Source organism: Pseudidiomarina halophila (assembly GCF_003987215.1).
GTDB lineage: Bacteria > Pseudomonadota > Gammaproteobacteria > Enterobacterales > Alteromonadaceae > Pseudidiomarina > Pseudidiomarina halophila.
In genome coordinates this window covers 44,236-59,813 of record NZ_PIPW01000001.1, presented here as the reverse complement: position 1 = coordinate 59,813, position 15,578 = coordinate 44,236, and the positions used below count along the sequence as shown (strand labels likewise).

The following is a 15,578-nucleotide window of genomic DNA, read 5'->3' as shown; positions in this document are numbered from 1 at the left end:
CCGGTCGATAGCAATAAGAATTGGGAGGTTAGATCGAAAAGACCTGGAATGCGGTTTTAATAAAACGTCCAACAACACCTTGTAGGAAGTTTTAGTTGGCGCTGTTTGAAAGTTTGGTTGCTTATCTACACATGGTGGTCGCAGCGCGCTGGACGCGCACTAGAAGTACGGGCTACCGAAAAGCCGATTTACAAATCACGCGTTATCCGACTTGTAACTGTAGCCGTAGTGATAACCGTAGCCATAGCCGTAGTAGCCGCTGGCACGGCGCTCGACGCCGTTCAGGATGACACCACGAACGGTGACGCCGTTTTGATCAAAGCGTTTCACTGTGGCGGCCACTTCTTTAGCTGGCGTTTCGCCGAAACGTGCGACAAGCAGGGTCGTACCTGAGTAGCGACCAACGATAGCGGCGTCTGTGACCGCCAGGATTGGGGGCGTATCAATAAGCACGTAATCGTAGTACTCGTTTACTTTATCCAGCATTTTTTCCATGCGCGGATGCATCAACAGTTCTGACGGGTTCGGCGCGGCTGTACCCCGTGATACCACGTGCAGGTTCGGAATCTTGGTTTTATGGATAATGGTCGCCAGATTGTTCTTATCAACTTCGCCGCCATCCTGAGTTTTCTGCACGCTGGCAAGAAAATCCGACAGACCATAGTTGTTTTCGATACCAAACTGCAGGTGCAGATAGCCGCGACGTATATCACCGTCAATCACCAGCACTTTTTGGCCGGCTTGCGCCAATACCGCGGCCAGGTTTGCGGTAACAAAGCTCTTACCGACGCCAGGCGCCGGGCCTGAAATCATAATGGTCTTGTTCTGCGCTTCTAACATCGCAAAGTGCAAACTGGTACGCAGGCCTCGCAAGGCCTCAATCGCTAAGTCAGCTGGATCTTCAAGCGCCAAAAACGGTAAATCGCGTTTCAAAGATTCTTTAGCTGAAAGTTTACCCAGCCTAAAGTTCAAGTCTTTTTGTACCGGCGACAGTGGAATCGACGCATACACGTTCACTCCAATCTCTTCTAGCTGCTCCGCCGATTCCACGCCACGATTAAGCGCTGCCATTAAGAACACGTAGCCCACACTTACCATACCACCAAGCATGGTCGCTAAGACCACAATCAGGCTCTTCTTCGGTGCCACCGGCGACGGGTTCGTTACCGCTTCGTCAAGAATACGTACGTTGCCGACCGTGCCGGCTTTCAGTACGTTGAGCTCCTGCATGCGATTCAGTAACTGTACGTAGATCTCCTGGGAGACTTCCACGTCACGCGCTAAACGCAGCACTTCTTGTTGGGTTTCTGGCAGATCGCCGACCTGCTCACTGATTTGCTCCTGCTCGCGTACAAGTTGCGCTTTCTGTTCAAGTAACGCTTGATAAGTCGGGTGCTCGCGGGTGTATAAACGCGACAACTCTTTCTCTTTCAGCGCAAGTTCGTTCAGGCGCTTTTCGATCTCGACCACGCGCTCCAGCAAGGAGGCGGTTTCAATCGACAGATCCACCGACTGACTCTGCAGGCGGTAGGCGTTTAATCTATTCTCTGCGGCGGTCAGGTTGGCGCGGACGGTGGGCATTTCCTGCTCGATAAACTGCAGACTGTTTTCTGCCTCGGCTGCATTACGACGGATGTTCTGCAGCATGTACTCGTTTGTTACGGCCTTGAGTACGTTTTCGGCATACTCTTTATCGGTGCTTTGAAAGCTTGCGCTCAGAATACCGGTTTGTTTACCGCGCTCGCTGACGCTAAGACCCGCTTGTACGTCTTTAACTGTGCGCAGCCGATTGCGTTTGATCAGAACAAAGCTATCAGTGTCGGTCAGCACTGCATCATTAATCATCAGCTCGAAGCCGTCGAGTACTGCCAACTGCCCCACTTTACCGGCAATCAATAGCTCGCCATCGTCGTCACGCACATCATAGCTAAGGCCGTTGTCAGCAAATTCCAGATAGAGGGGCTGCCCCTCGTAGCCACGCGGTACACTGAAGCGGGTAATGCTGAGTTCGTCTTCGCCTGGCGTGCGACGTGCCAGCCAGTCGCCGATAATCGGCATGTAATCCGGGGTGACGCGGGTGGTCAGATCAAGTTGATCGACCACGGCACCTACCACCATGCGCGATTTCATGATCTCGATTTCGGTGGCGGCCTGGCTTTCGCTGGTGAACATCTCGCCGAACTCACCGCCTAAGGCTGGCAGTCCGCTGGATTTTTCTTCCACTTGCAGTAATGCGTCAGCCTGATACACGGGTGTGCTTAGCACGGCATACAGGACGCCGAATACCATAAACACGAAAGTCACGCCGATGATTAGCCAGCGGCGGTCAATCAGCATGCCAAACAGACGACCGAGATCGATCTCGTCGTCGTCGCGGCGTTCTGCAACTACTGGTTCGGGCTTAGTCGTGTTCACAGCTTTGTTTTCCATTCGTTACAGCTCTTCTCAATGAGTTCAAATACGTGTTGGTAGACCTCGTCGCTACGGCGATACGGGTCGGGAATTTCTTTGCCGTCGAGCCAGTGACCCAGCAGCATGGTTTTGGCGTGGGCTTCGGGGTAGCGCTTGGCAATGTGACTGCGCTGCTCGTTTTCCATGACCAGAATGAGATCGTAATTACTGATAAGCTCGCGGGTCAGTTGTTTCGCTTCGTGTACGTCGAACTGATGGCCGTTTTTAGCGGCGATATCGCGCGCTTTGGCGTCCATGTCCCAGCCTTTGCCCTGGCGTTCGCCATCTTTCTCGATCATGGCGGTGATGCCAGCGCTGTCGATTTGTTTATCTGGCAGCGCCTGCTGCAGCAGGAATTTGGCGGTCGGGCTGCGGCAGATGTTGCCGAGGCAGACGATTAGAATACGGTTAAACATGGTTTCCTAATTTGTAGCCCGTAGTTCTACTATGGGTCAAATTCTAACGTGTCGCGATGGTTGTTTTAACATACACCGAGGTAACGGGTGGTTGGACCCGTAGTAGAACTACGGGCTACCAGGCTAACGTGTCGCGATGGTTGTTTTAGCATACACCGAGGCGGTGGGTGGTTGGACCCGTAGTAGAACTACGGGCTACCACAGATCCAATAACGCCGTTGTTCTTAATTCGAAATATCGTCGCTGAAGCGGCCAAGGCTGTAGAGGCCTGTGACTGACGGCAGTAACTGATTGATGACGCGGTTCCAGCGGCTGATTGGTGCGGCGGTCACATACACGATATCACGTTGTTGCAGCTCGAACTGCTCGGCCATAACCAATGCCACTGCGTTTTCGGCGTTCAGCTGATACACCTTGGCGATTTTGCCTGAATCCGGCTCTGGCTGACGAATCACGAAGATACCTGCGGCATCGGCACTGATTTCCTGCCAGCCACCGGCGTCAGCTAAAGCTTCGGCGAGTGTGGTGCCCGACTGGCCAATCATGTACGACTTCGGCGCACGAACTTCACCCAGCACGAAAATCTTGTTGTCATCGTTACGCGCGACATGCACCACATCGTTGGTCTGCAGCATGATGTTCTGGTCGGTGTTGCCCGACTGATACAGCTCGCGCAAATTAAAGCTTAGCGTGCGATCGTCGCGAGTCAGGGTCACGCGATTCCAGTTGGCGGCTTCGCTTAAGCCACCGGCAGCGTTCACTGCTTCAATTAAGGTCATCGGCACGTTAGTGACCGGCACTGTGCCCGGCTGGTTCACCGCGCCAGTTACGTACACGCGCTGGCTACGGAAAGCGGCCACGGTCACGTCAACCTGCGGGCTTTCAATGTATTTCGCCAGACGTTTGGTGATTAAATCGCGGATCTCGGTGACTTTTTTACCTGCCACCTCAATCTCACCAATGTACGGATAGAAAATGGTGCCGTCGTTATGCACCCAGTTACCTGCTTCTTGTGCGCTACGCATTGAACCTGCAGGAATGGTCAGCTCTGGATGATTCCAAACAGTGATGTTCAAAATATCGCCACGGCCTACGGTATAGTCGTAGTTGTTGCGCGCTTGTTCCAGCGCATCGTTCAGTTGCGGTTTCGACGGCTGGGTCTGCATCTCGGCCAATAACATCGGTGATATCTGGTACACATCTACCAGCTTCATCAGCTCGGTTTCACTGAATTCTTGCTCGTATGCATTGCGCGTGTCGTCGCTGAACAGGCCACCACTACTACTGTCAGGTATATGGCCGCCCGGAGCCAGTGAGCAACCGCTCAGCAGCAAGGCGATAAATGATACTGCGGTCAGTTTCGTTTTCATGGTTGTTGTTCCTGTTTAGTTCTGCCCAGGTCTGAAGCCACGTGCTTCGGTGGTCTGATAGAGGTTAATGCTTCTGTTCAACATTTGTCCACCGTCGCGGGTGATTGGGTTCCAGCCGACGGTACCGCGGGACATCGTATGACGTACAAAGAACAGATCGAATGGGATACTGATGTAAAAGCCTTTGGTAAAGCCGCCTTCGCCGTACTCCTCGCGGGAGACGTTAGTGAACGCGGCATAAGCTCCGGCGCTGACGCCTGAGTCAAACTGATGCGAGACGTCGAACTGCACGCCTTCGTCGCCGGCGAGGAAGCGCCCGGCTTGTACTTTAATCAGGCTGTTTGGTAGCAATTCTGGCTGCCAGTACATACTGGCGTGGCCGGTCAGCACGTCGTAATCTTCGAAGCTGAAGCTGTTATCCGGGTCGCGTTGTTGCACGTAGTTGAGATCGAGGCCGAAAGCTATGCGGCTGTTCAGCGGACGGTACAGTACTTCAGCGCCTACGCCACCGAACATGCGCTCGAGGTAGCCGCCGTAAAGGGCGTAATAGGTGTTGCTGCTGGCCTGGTCGGTGTACACCAGTTGGGCGTTTTGCAGCCACAGGTTCTGGTTATCGGCGTATTCACGGATGCGGGTGCGCACACGTGGTAGCGAGTTTTCCAGATCGTCGACCAGGAAGTTGAATTCATCGTAGTTGTTGATGATGTTCAGGCCGATTTCGCCGCTGAGCTTCAGGTTCGGGCTGAAGGCGTAGTAGCCGTCGGCCATCAGTGCCAGCTGGTAAATGTAGAAATCTTCTGCGCCACCGAACGCCTGGCTGAGCTTGGGTGTGAAGCTGTAACCGGTGGTTCTGCTACGGGTGAAATCTGCCGGTTCGGTGATGGTTGTACTGGTGCCGTTGTCGACGTTGCTGGTGGTGCCGGTGTTGTTGCTGGCATTGCCCGTGCGGGTGGTTTGACCCGTAGTAGAACTACGGGCTACAAGATCCACCGGGCGGACATAACCAATGCTGATGGCGTCGTGTTCGTCGCGGAAAAAGCGCTCGCCGCGGGCGGCGGTCTTGTAATAGGGGGCGTTGATGTTGTACTGCACGATGCCAAGGCCATCTTTCAGTTCGGCGATTTCGTAACGCGTTACATCTTCGGGCATTTCATTGCTGAGAATCCGGGCGGCTTTGCTGACGGCTAATTCACGGTCGCGGTAACGCATTTGCTCGGCGTACAGGGTTACCCGCTCTTGCTCTTCATCGGTGGCAATTGCACTCACCCGATAACCTGTTTCATTCAGCAAGTCCTGACTCAGACGCTGGATATCCAGCGCGCTGAAATTACTGGTGGTGCTGTATTTGGCCTCGCGCATTTCCGGCTCGAGCTTGATCTGATACGCCGTCGCCAGGTTGTAGCGCAGGCTGAAACCAAAGGTCATGGTGTTGCCGCGCTGATAGCCAAGCTTCAGGTTGATAAAGTTATTCCAGGCGTATTCCGCGCCGACGTTCCAGGGGCTGTCGACCACGATTTCACGCGGGTTTTCCGGGTCAATCGGAACCGGCAAGCGTTCGCTTTGGTAGTCGTTCGGATCGTATTCGGCTTTTAGTCGTAATCCTTCGAGCGGTGTGCGCCATTCCAGCCCGCCAAATACTGCCGCCGGGCCTCTAAACATCTTATTCCATTCCACATCGCCGCCACCCTGAGTGAAACCACGGGGACGCACGCAGAACTCGTCGACGATTTCGCAGAACGGGTTGTAGGCGTTATCGCGCCGACCTAAGTAGCCAAAGCCCAGGCCTAGATGGAAATCAAAAACGCCGAGCTTCTCGGTCTCGTAACCTTTACTGGCGACAAAATATTCGCCTGCGAATAACCCGGTGCCACCAAGATCCTGAAAACCTACAGCGACTTCCGGTAGCCATTTAGACTCTTCGTATAAGCGGAATTTAAGATCCAGGCCTTTATCTTTCAGGGTCTGATCGCCGCTGAACTCCGGGTCGCGGGAGTAAAACGAATAGCGTAAATCGGTGTAGCGCGCGGTGGCTTGCATCCAGTCGAACACTTGCAACGTGATCGAGGTGCGCCGGTAATCATCGGTATCGCTGTAGCCAATGGTGATATGGCCTTCGCTGTTCATCCGCGCGGTCGGCGTTTGTAACAGGCCGACGCCGCCGAAATCACTGGTGGTGTATGGGTCGGGCTCGTATTCCTGCGCCTGCGCGGCCGATTGCGTTGCGTCGTAGCTCAGAGCCAGGGCAGCAACAATGGCTGCTGCGACATATTTTGTCGCATGTTTCGCTGGGAGTTGGCTTTGCATCAGGGCTGGAGCTTTCATTTATTGCCTGCCCCGCTTGTTTGTGCGCCTTGGCTGTAATCCCAGTGCTGCAGGAACATGGCGAGTTGCGCGTTGATATCACGGAAGCCTGACGGTAAATCACTTTCGGCGATACTGGTCAGCACGATGCCCGGCTGACCGTCGTTTAATTTCTCGCGCGGCTCAAGCTGACGGATATTGCCGTTTGGCTGAATCAGCCAACGCTCGGTTTTTATCAGATTGCTAACGCCAACTTGTGTGCTGCTGGCTGGTGCCAGCACGATTTCGTAGGCATCTTCAGCATCACGCGCGTTCAGCACCGGATTGTGCTCTAAGGCGGTGCGCATCTTTGCCGGATCGAGGCCATGAACATAACTCGCCCGCATTGGCCATTGCTGGAATTGTTGTATAAGTTGTCGCGCAGCTTGTTCTAATTCGGTGTCGCCGTCGTGCTGATAGATTTCCGCCAGCATGCGCAGGCGTTTTAGCATGCCGGTATGACGCCCAACAAAGCGCTCATCGAGTTCGTCGCTGTGAATGCGCAGACCTGGCCAGTAACTGTCCGGATAAAAGTGCTGCTGATTGGCTTCCACGAAATAGCGCAATCTTGGTTGCGCTTCTGAGGTGATTGGCACCTGGAAGCGGGTCACTTGAGCATCGCCACGCGGTGCAATTGGCCGTGCGAGATTGACCATCTCCAGCTCGACGTAACCATGCTGTGGGCTCAGCCACTGCTTGCTGCTGATCACGTACTGGTTGTCGATACTCAAACGGTAACTATTGCTGAAATCATGGGTCTTCACCGCCTTGCCTGCGACATATTCTGTCGCTGTACCCTGCTCCGTCAGATCGCGACCATTGCGCTGAAACTCTGACTGCACCTGCAAGGTGACGATTTCAAATTGCGGATCGTGCGGGGTATACCGCGCGGTGGGACGCTGAATCTGGATATTGCGCTGCCAGTTGCTGCGGCAGTTTTGCTGCTGCGGCTGCTGTTGTTGGCTTTGCTGTTGTTGGCTTTGCTGTTGCGGCTGCTCTGTCGGCTGCTCTGTCGGCTGCTCTAAATAACAGGCCAGCGGATCCTTGTGAAGCTGATCCGTATGCACACGGTTTTCCCGTTCCAGCGCACTGGAGCGGATAACACGACCTTGCCATAGCGTCAGAGCTTCGTCGCCCGCCGAGAACCAGTACTGCCCGTGATTGCCTGTGGCTGCGAGCACCAAAATAGTGCGCGGCGCATCCTCAAACTGCACGTAGGTAACCGGATAAGGGAATTGCTGTAGCGTCGCCAGGTCTGGCGCGGCTGGGGCATCCGCAAATAAAAACTGCAGCGATTGGGTCGCTGCAGTATTTTCAGTAGATTCTTGCGAATTCAGTAACGAACAGCCAGACAGCCCCCCGGACAAACCGAGTAGAGCTGCGGCTATAACGACACCACGCATCCGTGTGACGTCCAATCTAAGACTAACTTAGTTGTTTACGGCTGTTACTGTGGTTGGTGAACCATCGTCATCGCTAGCTACGACTACAATCATCATGCCAACAGCTGCTGCTGCGGCTACGGCTTGTGCCATAGTCATTTCTACGCCACCCAAGCTAACAATCTGGCTGGAAGCGTCAGCTTCCTGCATAACTGGCTTTGGAGCTGGCTTTGGTTCTGGCTTCGGCTCTGGATTAGCTACAGCTGATGCGCTGAATGCCAATGCAGCTGCCGCTGCGATAGTTGTAAATGCTTTCATTATAAACTCCTTGTTTACTGTAGCCCGCAGTTCTACTGCGGGTTGAACTCAAATGCCTCGCTCGAACTTGCTTTTGCTCTGCCAACTTCAAACGATACTGTTATTTTTTCCGTTGCTGTAACTTTAGCCTGTTACCGCCCGGCGGGTCAAATTTTAATCGAGACACGCTACCGCCCCTAGGGTTACCGCTCCTAAATGCGCTCCCGATTACGGGATTCTTTATTTTCCGTGCGCTAGTATCCCACTTCCCGGTGGAGTGCAGCAACCTTTTATTAACGTTCGACGCTCGTTAGGTCAAATTCTGCACGAACCTGCTTATGTAAGAAGTCGAGCAGGACGACGCAACGAGATGCTCCATCAAGCTTAACAATCTCAGCAATCAACCCCGCAAACGGGCCATCGAGGATTTGCACCTTATCCCCGACCTGCGGTACAGCATGTCGTTGTAATTCTTTAACTTCCGCAGATTCGCCATCGAGCGCTAACAATTCATTGACAAGATCACCTGAGATTCTGGCAGGTGAGTCGCCGAACTGTAGCAGCTTCGTAACGCCGAAGGTATTGCGAATCTTATGAAAGTTTTGTGAGTAATTGCTGAACTTTACGAAAATATAACCTGGGAAGAGAGGTTCACGCACCGGCACCCGTTTTCCACGCCGGATCCGCTCGAGCGTGATCATGGGTAAAGCAGCCTCAATCCCTTGATTTTCAAGGTTCGCATTAGCGCGCAGCTCCTGCCTCGGCTTCGTCTGCACCACGTACCAGGTTTCAAGCCTATTCTCTGACACACATTCTGACATTCGCTTTCCTGAGTCCGCCGTCATTACATGCTCACCAATGAGCATCCTACCCGCCGAATAAATTACTGCTTTATATTTGTCCAAATCAGATCATTGATATCTTCGTCACTCGGCTTATACCCAGTAGGTGAATCCAGTAAAATCTCACGTAACTCATCAATGCGGAAGTTCTGGCAGGCATCATTCAGCCGTTCCAGCAGAACTTCCACCTCAGGCCAAGCCAGCGTCAATTCCTGCGCACGACAAATACGTGGGTGATCACACTCCACCACATCGTCGCCAATAAGCAACTCTTCGTATAACTTTTCGCCAGGACGTAAGCCACTGTATACAATATCGATATCTCCCGTCGGATTCTGCTCTGAACGCACTTCAAGACCACTTAAATGAATCATTTTACGCGCCATATCGGTAATTTTCACCGGCTCGCCCATATCCAACACGAATACCGCACCAGAGCCCCCCATAGTCCCGGCCTGAATCACCAACTGCGCCGCCTCGGGGATGGTCATGAAATAACGGGTGATATCAGGATGCGTTACCGTCACCGGCCCGCCCTGCTCAATTTGCTTTTTAAACAACGGCACGACGGAACCTGATGAGCCCAGCACATTGCCAAATCGCACCATGCAAAAACGCGTCGCGCTGCCATTTCGTTCGGCAAGACCTTGCAACACCAGCTCAGCCAGACGCTTCGTGGTGCCCATCACATTGGTCGGGCGTACAGCTTTATCGGTTGAAATCAATACGAAAAGCTCGACGTTCGCCGCAATCGCCGCCTCAGCCGTATGCCAGGTGCCGAATACGTTATTGCGCACACCCTCAACCATGTTGAACTCAACTAAAGGCACATGTTTATACGCAGCGGCATGGTAAACCGTCTGTACATGGAACGATTTCATCACCGCGGCAATACGATTACGCCGCTGCACCGTACCAATAATCGGATAAATCGTTATACCTTTGAGCTTATGCCGTTGCATAATCTCCTGCAGCTCACGCTCGATGTTGTACAAGCCAAATTCGGAAATCTCATACAGAATCAGCGCTTTAGGTTTCTGCAAGACGATCTGTCGACACAGCTCAGAACCAATTGAACCACCCGCACCTGTCACCAGCACCACTTTATCGCGAATATGCTGCTGCATCAGCGCCGGATCTGGCTCGACAGCATCACGACCCAGCAAATCTTCAATCCGCACATCCTGTAACTGGTCAATCGACATGTCGCCATTGACCATGTCAGCCATCCCGGGCACCGTCTGAACTTTCACGTTAAATGATTCTAAAGATTCAAGAATTTGCTTACGTACCGATCGTGGCGCACTAGGTAACGCGAGCAAAATACGCTGGATACCATAGCGTTCAATAGCGTCCGGCACCCCTGACGAATCAATGACCGGTATGCCAAGTAACAAGGTGCGTTGCAAGGTTTTGTCGTCGTCGACCAGTACCGCAGGCGCATATTCTTCACCATTGTTCAGAGCTTGTGCCAACTGACGCCCGGCCGAACCGGCACCGTAAATCATCACCGGGATCTTCTTCCGACTAACCATACGATGGTACAGCTCGCGCATGGCGAAGCGACTGCCGCCGATAATCAACAGCGCAGTCAGACCATAGTTAACAATGCCCGTAGCCGGCAAATCTACGTTAAATGCGATCAGCAATGCCCACAAGAACAGCGTGGAAAACACTGCCCCAGTAAGCACAACGCCAAACGCGCGCACGGAAACATAGCGCACCACAGCTCGATAAAGGCCGAGCTTGACGAAAACGGCGATTGAGCCAATGAGCAGCCAGGTGATTAGACCCAACCAACTCAGCGCAGAATCGATGCTTATCGCATCTCGACTCAACACTAAGGCTAAAGAAAGTGATATCAGGATCGCGAAAATATCGATGATCACGCTGATCGCGCGCTTTGCCGCCCGCGGCAGTTGTAACAAAGAGGTAAGTAATTTCACGCGTATTTACATCCCAGTAAATGAATGGCTTTCGGGCATTCCTTATAGGCGAAGATTATAGCGGGAGTTACTTTTAGCGACAACCTTTGCAGACTTTTTACTTGCAGATATTCATACATGGAGTTATGTTTTTGTTTCTTCGATGTTTTTTTATTTAAGGATAATAGAGCATGACCACGCCACCTAAGGTTAAACATCATGGCGCATTCGCTGGCGTGACCGGCTCCTGTCACGAACTTTTCCTCGGTGAGTCCTGCTCAGTGCTTATCGATTGTGGACTATTTCAGGGCGCTGAGACATCCGGCGGTGGAGCAGGCCCGTCCTCACCAGAAATCGAATTTCCGCTCGACGCGGTGCAAGCGTTAGTGATTACTCACACCCATATTGACCACGTTGGCCGTGTGCCCTATCTGCTTATGGCAGGATTTACTGGTCCAATTTACTGCACCACAGCGACCGCGCATTTACTGCCGCTGGTGATCGACGATGCACTCAAAATTGGCCTCACCCGGGACCCCGCCTTGATAGCTGCGGTGCTTAATCGCTTACGCCGCATGCTGGTGCCTGTGGACTATGATGACTGGTGTTGGCTGGCGGCGGGTGCTGTGGGGTCGGCGGATGCGGCGGGAGCTGCGGGGTCGGCGGATGCTGCGGGAGCTGCGGGGTCGGCGGATGCTGCGAGCGCAGTTCGGCTCCGGTTTCGTCAGGCTGGACATATTCTTGGGTCCGCTTATGTCGAGTTCGAGTGGGTAAAAAACTTTAGTGCCAGCTCGCTTTCAACCGCCACACCAGACCCCCTTACTTGTGAAGCATTATTCGATTTACCAGAGGGTTACCGCGTCGTCTTTTCCGGTGACCTCGGCTGTCGCAATACCCCGTTATTACCCGATCCACAACCACTTGAGCGCGCCGACTTATTGTTTCTGGAGAGCACCTACGGCAACCGCCTGCACGAGTCACGCGTCGACCGCTCGTCACGGTTACGCGCCGTTATCGAGCGTTGTGTTTCAGACGGCGGCGCAGTACTCATTCCGGCTTTTAGCATCGGCCGTACTCAGGAGCTGTTGTATGAGATCGAGGGCATTATTGCCAGTAATGAAGGAATTTGGCCGAAGATAACCGTCATACTCGATTCGCCGATGGCCGCCGAATTCACCGCGCTTTATCAGCAGTTGACCAATTTATGGGATCAGGAAGCTTTGGCATTGCAGGCCAAAGGCCGCAACCCCCTTGATTTCTCGCGCTTGCATACAGTCGAGAGCCACGCTGACCATGAGCATATTGTGAACTTTCTGAAATCTTCCGGAGAACCTTGCATCGTAATCGCCGCCAGCGGCATGTGTGCGGGCGGACGGATGGTGAATTACTTAAAAGCCCTACTTCCTGACCCGCGCACCGACGTCATCTTTGTCGGCTATCAGGCGGCTGGTACCCCGGGACGCGCAATTCAACATTATGGCCCTGGCGGTGGCTACGTCGACCTCGACGGCGAGCGAATCATCATCCGCGCGGGCATCCACACCCTTGGCGGCTACTCCGCTCATGCCGACCAAGCCGAGCTTATCGACTTCGTCCGCAGCGCCTCACCGCCCGTCGGCGAAATCCGCCTCATCCACGGCGACGACGACGCCCGCCGCACCCTCGCCGCCCTGCTCGCAGAAGGGGCAGCCCCCTCTCCCTAACCTCCGAACCTTCTAAAGCGAGTCGTTCGGCGCCACAACATCCAGCCGCTCGCGCGCGCCGTCCACGTCAACAATCACACGCGTCAGCTGCCACTCACCGGCATCACGGATGGCGTACGCATAAACCGTAGCTTCTCCCTTAGGACCCGCAACGTCGTACTGCAGCTCAGCATTGCCGCCAGGGCCTCTGATATTCACGTTGCCAAGCACCAACAATCCCGGCTCAATTGGCTCACCTATCAAGGTCTGCACCGCAGCATGCTCTGAAACAGCCGCAAGCGAAAGTTCATAAGCTTCACCTTTGACAAGGTTCATCAAAAAATAAATAAGCAAAGCAAAAACCGCCGCCAAGAAGGCCGCGATACTCAAACCAAAAATCAACCACTTAAGATCACGTTTCAACTTATCAGTCCTTTTTAGAAGCTCGAAATCAGCGGTATCCCCATGGATTCTGCGACTGCCACTTCCAGGTATCACGCATCATATCTTCAAGATTATGTTCAGCGCGCCAAGACAAACGCTCCATGGCCGTGCGGGGATCAGCATAGCACTTGGCAATATCACCAGGTCGGCGATCGACGATTTGAAACGGAACATCGCGCCCCGATGCAGCCTCAAAAGCTCGCACCATCTCTAATACCGAATAACCATTACCCGTGCCTAAATTAATTGCTTCAAAGCCCGCCCCCTGAGTATTTGCTAAACAATCTAACGCCGCAAGATGCCCGCGAGCCAAGTCAACGACATGGATGTAGTCACGCACACCAGTGCCATCAACGGTGTCGTAATCACTGCCAAATACGCTCAGTTTTGGCAATTTTCCGATAGCTACTTGCGCAATGTAGGGCAAAAGATTATTCGGAATGTCGTTTGGATCCTCACCAATTTTTCCTGATGAATGCGCCCCAACCGGGTTAAAATAGCGCAACACCATCGCCGACCACTTAGGGTCTGATAGGCAGATATCCTCCAGCATACGTTCCACCATATACTTCGAGGTGCCATAAGGATTGGTTGTGCCACCAACCTGAGCATCCTCTCGGATGGGTACCGACGCGGGATCACCATAGACTGCAGCTGAGGATGAAAAAACAATCTTTTTTACATCGAATTCCGCCATAACCTGGCATAAGGTAAGCGTGCCAACCACGTTATTTTCATAATAACGCAGTGGAACTCGAATACTTTCGCCGATAACTCTTAGCCCAGCAAAATGTAAGACAGTATCAATAGCGTTATTGCGAAATATCTCACGTAAAAAGTCAGCATCCCGTATATCACCCTCTTGAAAGGCGACTTCCTTGCCAGTGATTTCCGCCACGCGGCGTAAGCTTTCCGCTGAACCGTTACAGAGATTATCGATCACCAATAGTTCATGACCGCTTTGCAGCAATTCCACCACCGTGTGCGAGCCGATGTAGCCTGCGCCACCCGTTACTAAAATCATTCTTTGACCTTGTCTGGATCCCTACTGATGCCGCGAGTATAGCTTTTTCCGTGCGGGAAATGCACAGGTATCAGCAGCAGGGGCAGCCCCCCTTCCTGAAAACGTCTTTACATTGTAAGGGCAGCCCCTCCTTGAGGTTTGTTATAGTAAAGGAACTTTCGCGGCAATTCCTGTATCTTAAATACAAATAAACCAATACAACCAGGTGGAATCTATGAAATGTCCAGTATGTGCTGATGAGAATTTAATGATGACCGAACGACAAGGTGTGGAAATCGACTATTGTCCTAAATGCCGGGGCGTTTGGCTCGATCGTGGCGAGCTCGATAAAATCATCGAACGTACGCAGCCTGAAGCTCCGCAAGCACGACCCGCTCCAGCGCCTGAACCACGACATACGCAACAGCCTCACTATCAAAATCCAAGCGATAGTTATGACTACAAAAAACGCAAAAAGAAAAGTCTGCTGGGTGAGCTTTTCGACTTTTAGTGTGGCCGTCTTGGCCCAAAAAGCCTAACATTTGCCGCTGATTCGATGAACTTATCTCATAAACAGGGACTGCACTATGATCAGCGAGCAAGTGTTGAAAGAAGTTGAAGCGGTCGCGCGCCAGGCCGGCGCCGCGATCATGAAGTATTATGAAGCAAATGACTTCGCCACACGCATCGCGGTGCAAGCGAAAGGCGACGAAAGCCCGCTCACGCTAGCTGATTTAGCTGCACACGAAATAATTCACACGCAGCTCACAAATATATCAAACGACACTCTCGCAAACTTACCGCAACTCTCCGAAGAATCTGCGGCGATCAGCTGGAAAGAGCGACAAAATTGGCAGACCTACTGGCTCATCGATCCGCTCGACGGTACCAAAGAGTTCATCAAGCGTAACGGCGAATTCACTGTCAATATTGCCCTCATTCACCAACATCAACCAGTTGCTGGTGTCGTTTACGCGCCCGCCATAGACACCATGTACAGTGCAGCCCAGCAACTTGGCGCATTTAAAAATTCGACTCCCATTTGGGCACGCCAGAATCCAGATCCGGAAAAGCTCAAGGTAGTCGGCTCACGCTCACATCAGTCACCCGATATGCAAGCATACCTCGATAAGCTGAAACAGCCATATGAAATGGTACCGATGGGTAGTTCGTTAAAGTTATGCCTGATCGCCGAAAGCGCAGCCGACCTCTACCCGCGTCTTGGCCCCACCTCAGAATGGGATACCGCAGCCGCGCATGCAATCGTGCTCGCCGCTGGTGGAGAAGTGAACACACTCGAACATAAGCCATTATCCTACAGCACCAAAGAATCCCTTTTGAATCCGCACCTTATCGCCAAATAGCCCAGAAGGGGCTGCCCTTACATTGTAAAGACACTTTCAGAAGCAGGGGCTGCCCCTCCTAA

General features: G+C 52.9%; 13 protein-coding genes. 3 read left to right on the top strand and 10 right to left on the bottom strand.

The features are described 5' to 3' along the window. Positions 1-195: 195 nt before the first annotated feature. The 8 genes from CWI69_RS00270 to CWI69_RS00235 form a co-directional block, all read right to left on the bottom strand. Complete coding sequence (locus CWI69_RS00270) at positions 196-2,430, bottom strand: polysaccharide biosynthesis tyrosine autokinase (RefSeq protein ID WP_126760858.1); 2,235 nt, start codon at positions 2,428-2,430, stop codon at positions 196-198. Beyond that, positions 2,412-2,867: a low molecular weight protein-tyrosine-phosphatase gene (locus tag CWI69_RS00265; protein WP_126760857.1), complete on the bottom strand. Its 456-nt coding sequence runs from the start codon at positions 2,865-2,867 to the stop codon at positions 2,412-2,414. Before CWI69_RS00265 ends, CWI69_RS00270 begins: the two co-directional genes overlap by 19 nt. A 224-nt stretch (positions 2,868-3,091) precedes the next feature. Beyond that, positions 3,092-4,237 (bottom strand): polysaccharide export protein, encoded by a 1,146-nt coding sequence (locus tag CWI69_RS00260; protein ID WP_126760855.1) that lies wholly within the window; start codon positions 4,235-4,237, stop codon positions 3,092-3,094. Between the two features lie 15 nt (positions 4,238-4,252). Then, positions 4,253-6,559, bottom strand: a complete 2,307-nt coding sequence (locus tag CWI69_RS00255; protein WP_126760853.1) for a YjbH domain-containing protein — start codon at positions 6,557-6,559, stop codon at positions 4,253-4,255. Then, positions 6,556-7,980 carry a YjbF family lipoprotein gene (locus CWI69_RS00250; RefSeq protein ID WP_126760851.1) on the bottom strand — a complete coding sequence of 475 codons (1,425 nt, stop codon included), beginning with the start codon at positions 7,978-7,980 and terminating at the stop codon, positions 6,556-6,558. Before CWI69_RS00250 ends, CWI69_RS00255 begins: the two co-directional genes overlap by 4 nt. Positions 7,981-8,007: 27 nt before the next feature. Beyond that, complete coding sequence (locus CWI69_RS00245) at positions 8,008-8,277, bottom strand: hypothetical protein (RefSeq protein WP_126760849.1); 270 nt, start codon at positions 8,275-8,277, stop codon at positions 8,008-8,010. A gap of 272 nt (positions 8,278-8,549) precedes the next feature. Beyond that, the gene (gene rfaH / locus CWI69_RS00240) at positions 8,550-9,077 is read right to left on the bottom strand and encodes a transcription/translation regulatory transformer protein RfaH (protein WP_157984224.1); all 528 of its coding nucleotides are present in this window, start codon (positions 9,075-9,077) and stop codon (positions 8,550-8,552) included. Between the two features lie 62 nt (positions 9,078-9,139). Further along, positions 9,140-11,044, bottom strand: coding sequence for a polysaccharide biosynthesis protein (locus CWI69_RS00235; protein ID WP_198678856.1), 1,905 nt, complete (start codon positions 11,042-11,044; stop codon positions 9,140-9,142). A gap of 170 nt (positions 11,045-11,214) precedes the next feature. Between CWI69_RS00235 and CWI69_RS00230 the strand changes: the two genes are divergently transcribed. Then, positions 11,215-12,726, top strand: coding sequence for an MBL fold metallo-hydrolase RNA specificity domain-containing protein (locus CWI69_RS00230; RefSeq protein ID WP_126760845.1), 1,512 nt, complete (start codon positions 11,215-11,217; stop codon positions 12,724-12,726). Positions 12,727-12,738: 12 nt separating this feature from the next. Here the strand turns inward: CWI69_RS00230 and CWI69_RS00225 are convergent, their stop codons facing one another. Together CWI69_RS00225 and galE are read right to left on the bottom strand one after the other, a co-directional pair. After that, positions 12,739-13,128 (bottom strand): cytochrome c oxidase assembly factor Coa1 family protein, encoded by a 390-nt coding sequence (locus CWI69_RS00225; protein ID WP_126760843.1) that lies wholly within the window; start codon positions 13,126-13,128, stop codon positions 12,739-12,741. A 28-nt stretch (positions 13,129-13,156) separates the two neighbouring features. After that, the gene (galE, locus tag CWI69_RS00220; protein ID WP_126760841.1) at positions 13,157-14,173 is read right to left on the bottom strand and encodes a UDP-glucose 4-epimerase GalE; all 1,017 of its coding nucleotides are present in this window, start codon (positions 14,171-14,173) and stop codon (positions 13,157-13,159) included. 214 nt (positions 14,174-14,387) lie between these two features. On the opposite strand from galE, the gene CWI69_RS00215 reads away from it, so the two are divergent. Together CWI69_RS00215 and cysQ are read left to right on the top strand one after the other, a co-directional pair. Next, positions 14,388-14,663 (top strand): TFIIB-type zinc ribbon-containing protein, encoded by a 276-nt coding sequence (locus CWI69_RS00215; RefSeq protein ID WP_126760839.1) that lies wholly within the window; start codon positions 14,388-14,390, stop codon positions 14,661-14,663. Between the two features lie 76 nt (positions 14,664-14,739). Then, complete coding sequence (gene cysQ, locus CWI69_RS00210; protein WP_126760837.1) at positions 14,740-15,516, top strand: 3'(2'),5'-bisphosphate nucleotidase CysQ; 777 nt, start codon at positions 14,740-14,742, stop codon at positions 15,514-15,516. Positions 15,517-15,578 lie beyond the last annotated feature (62 nt).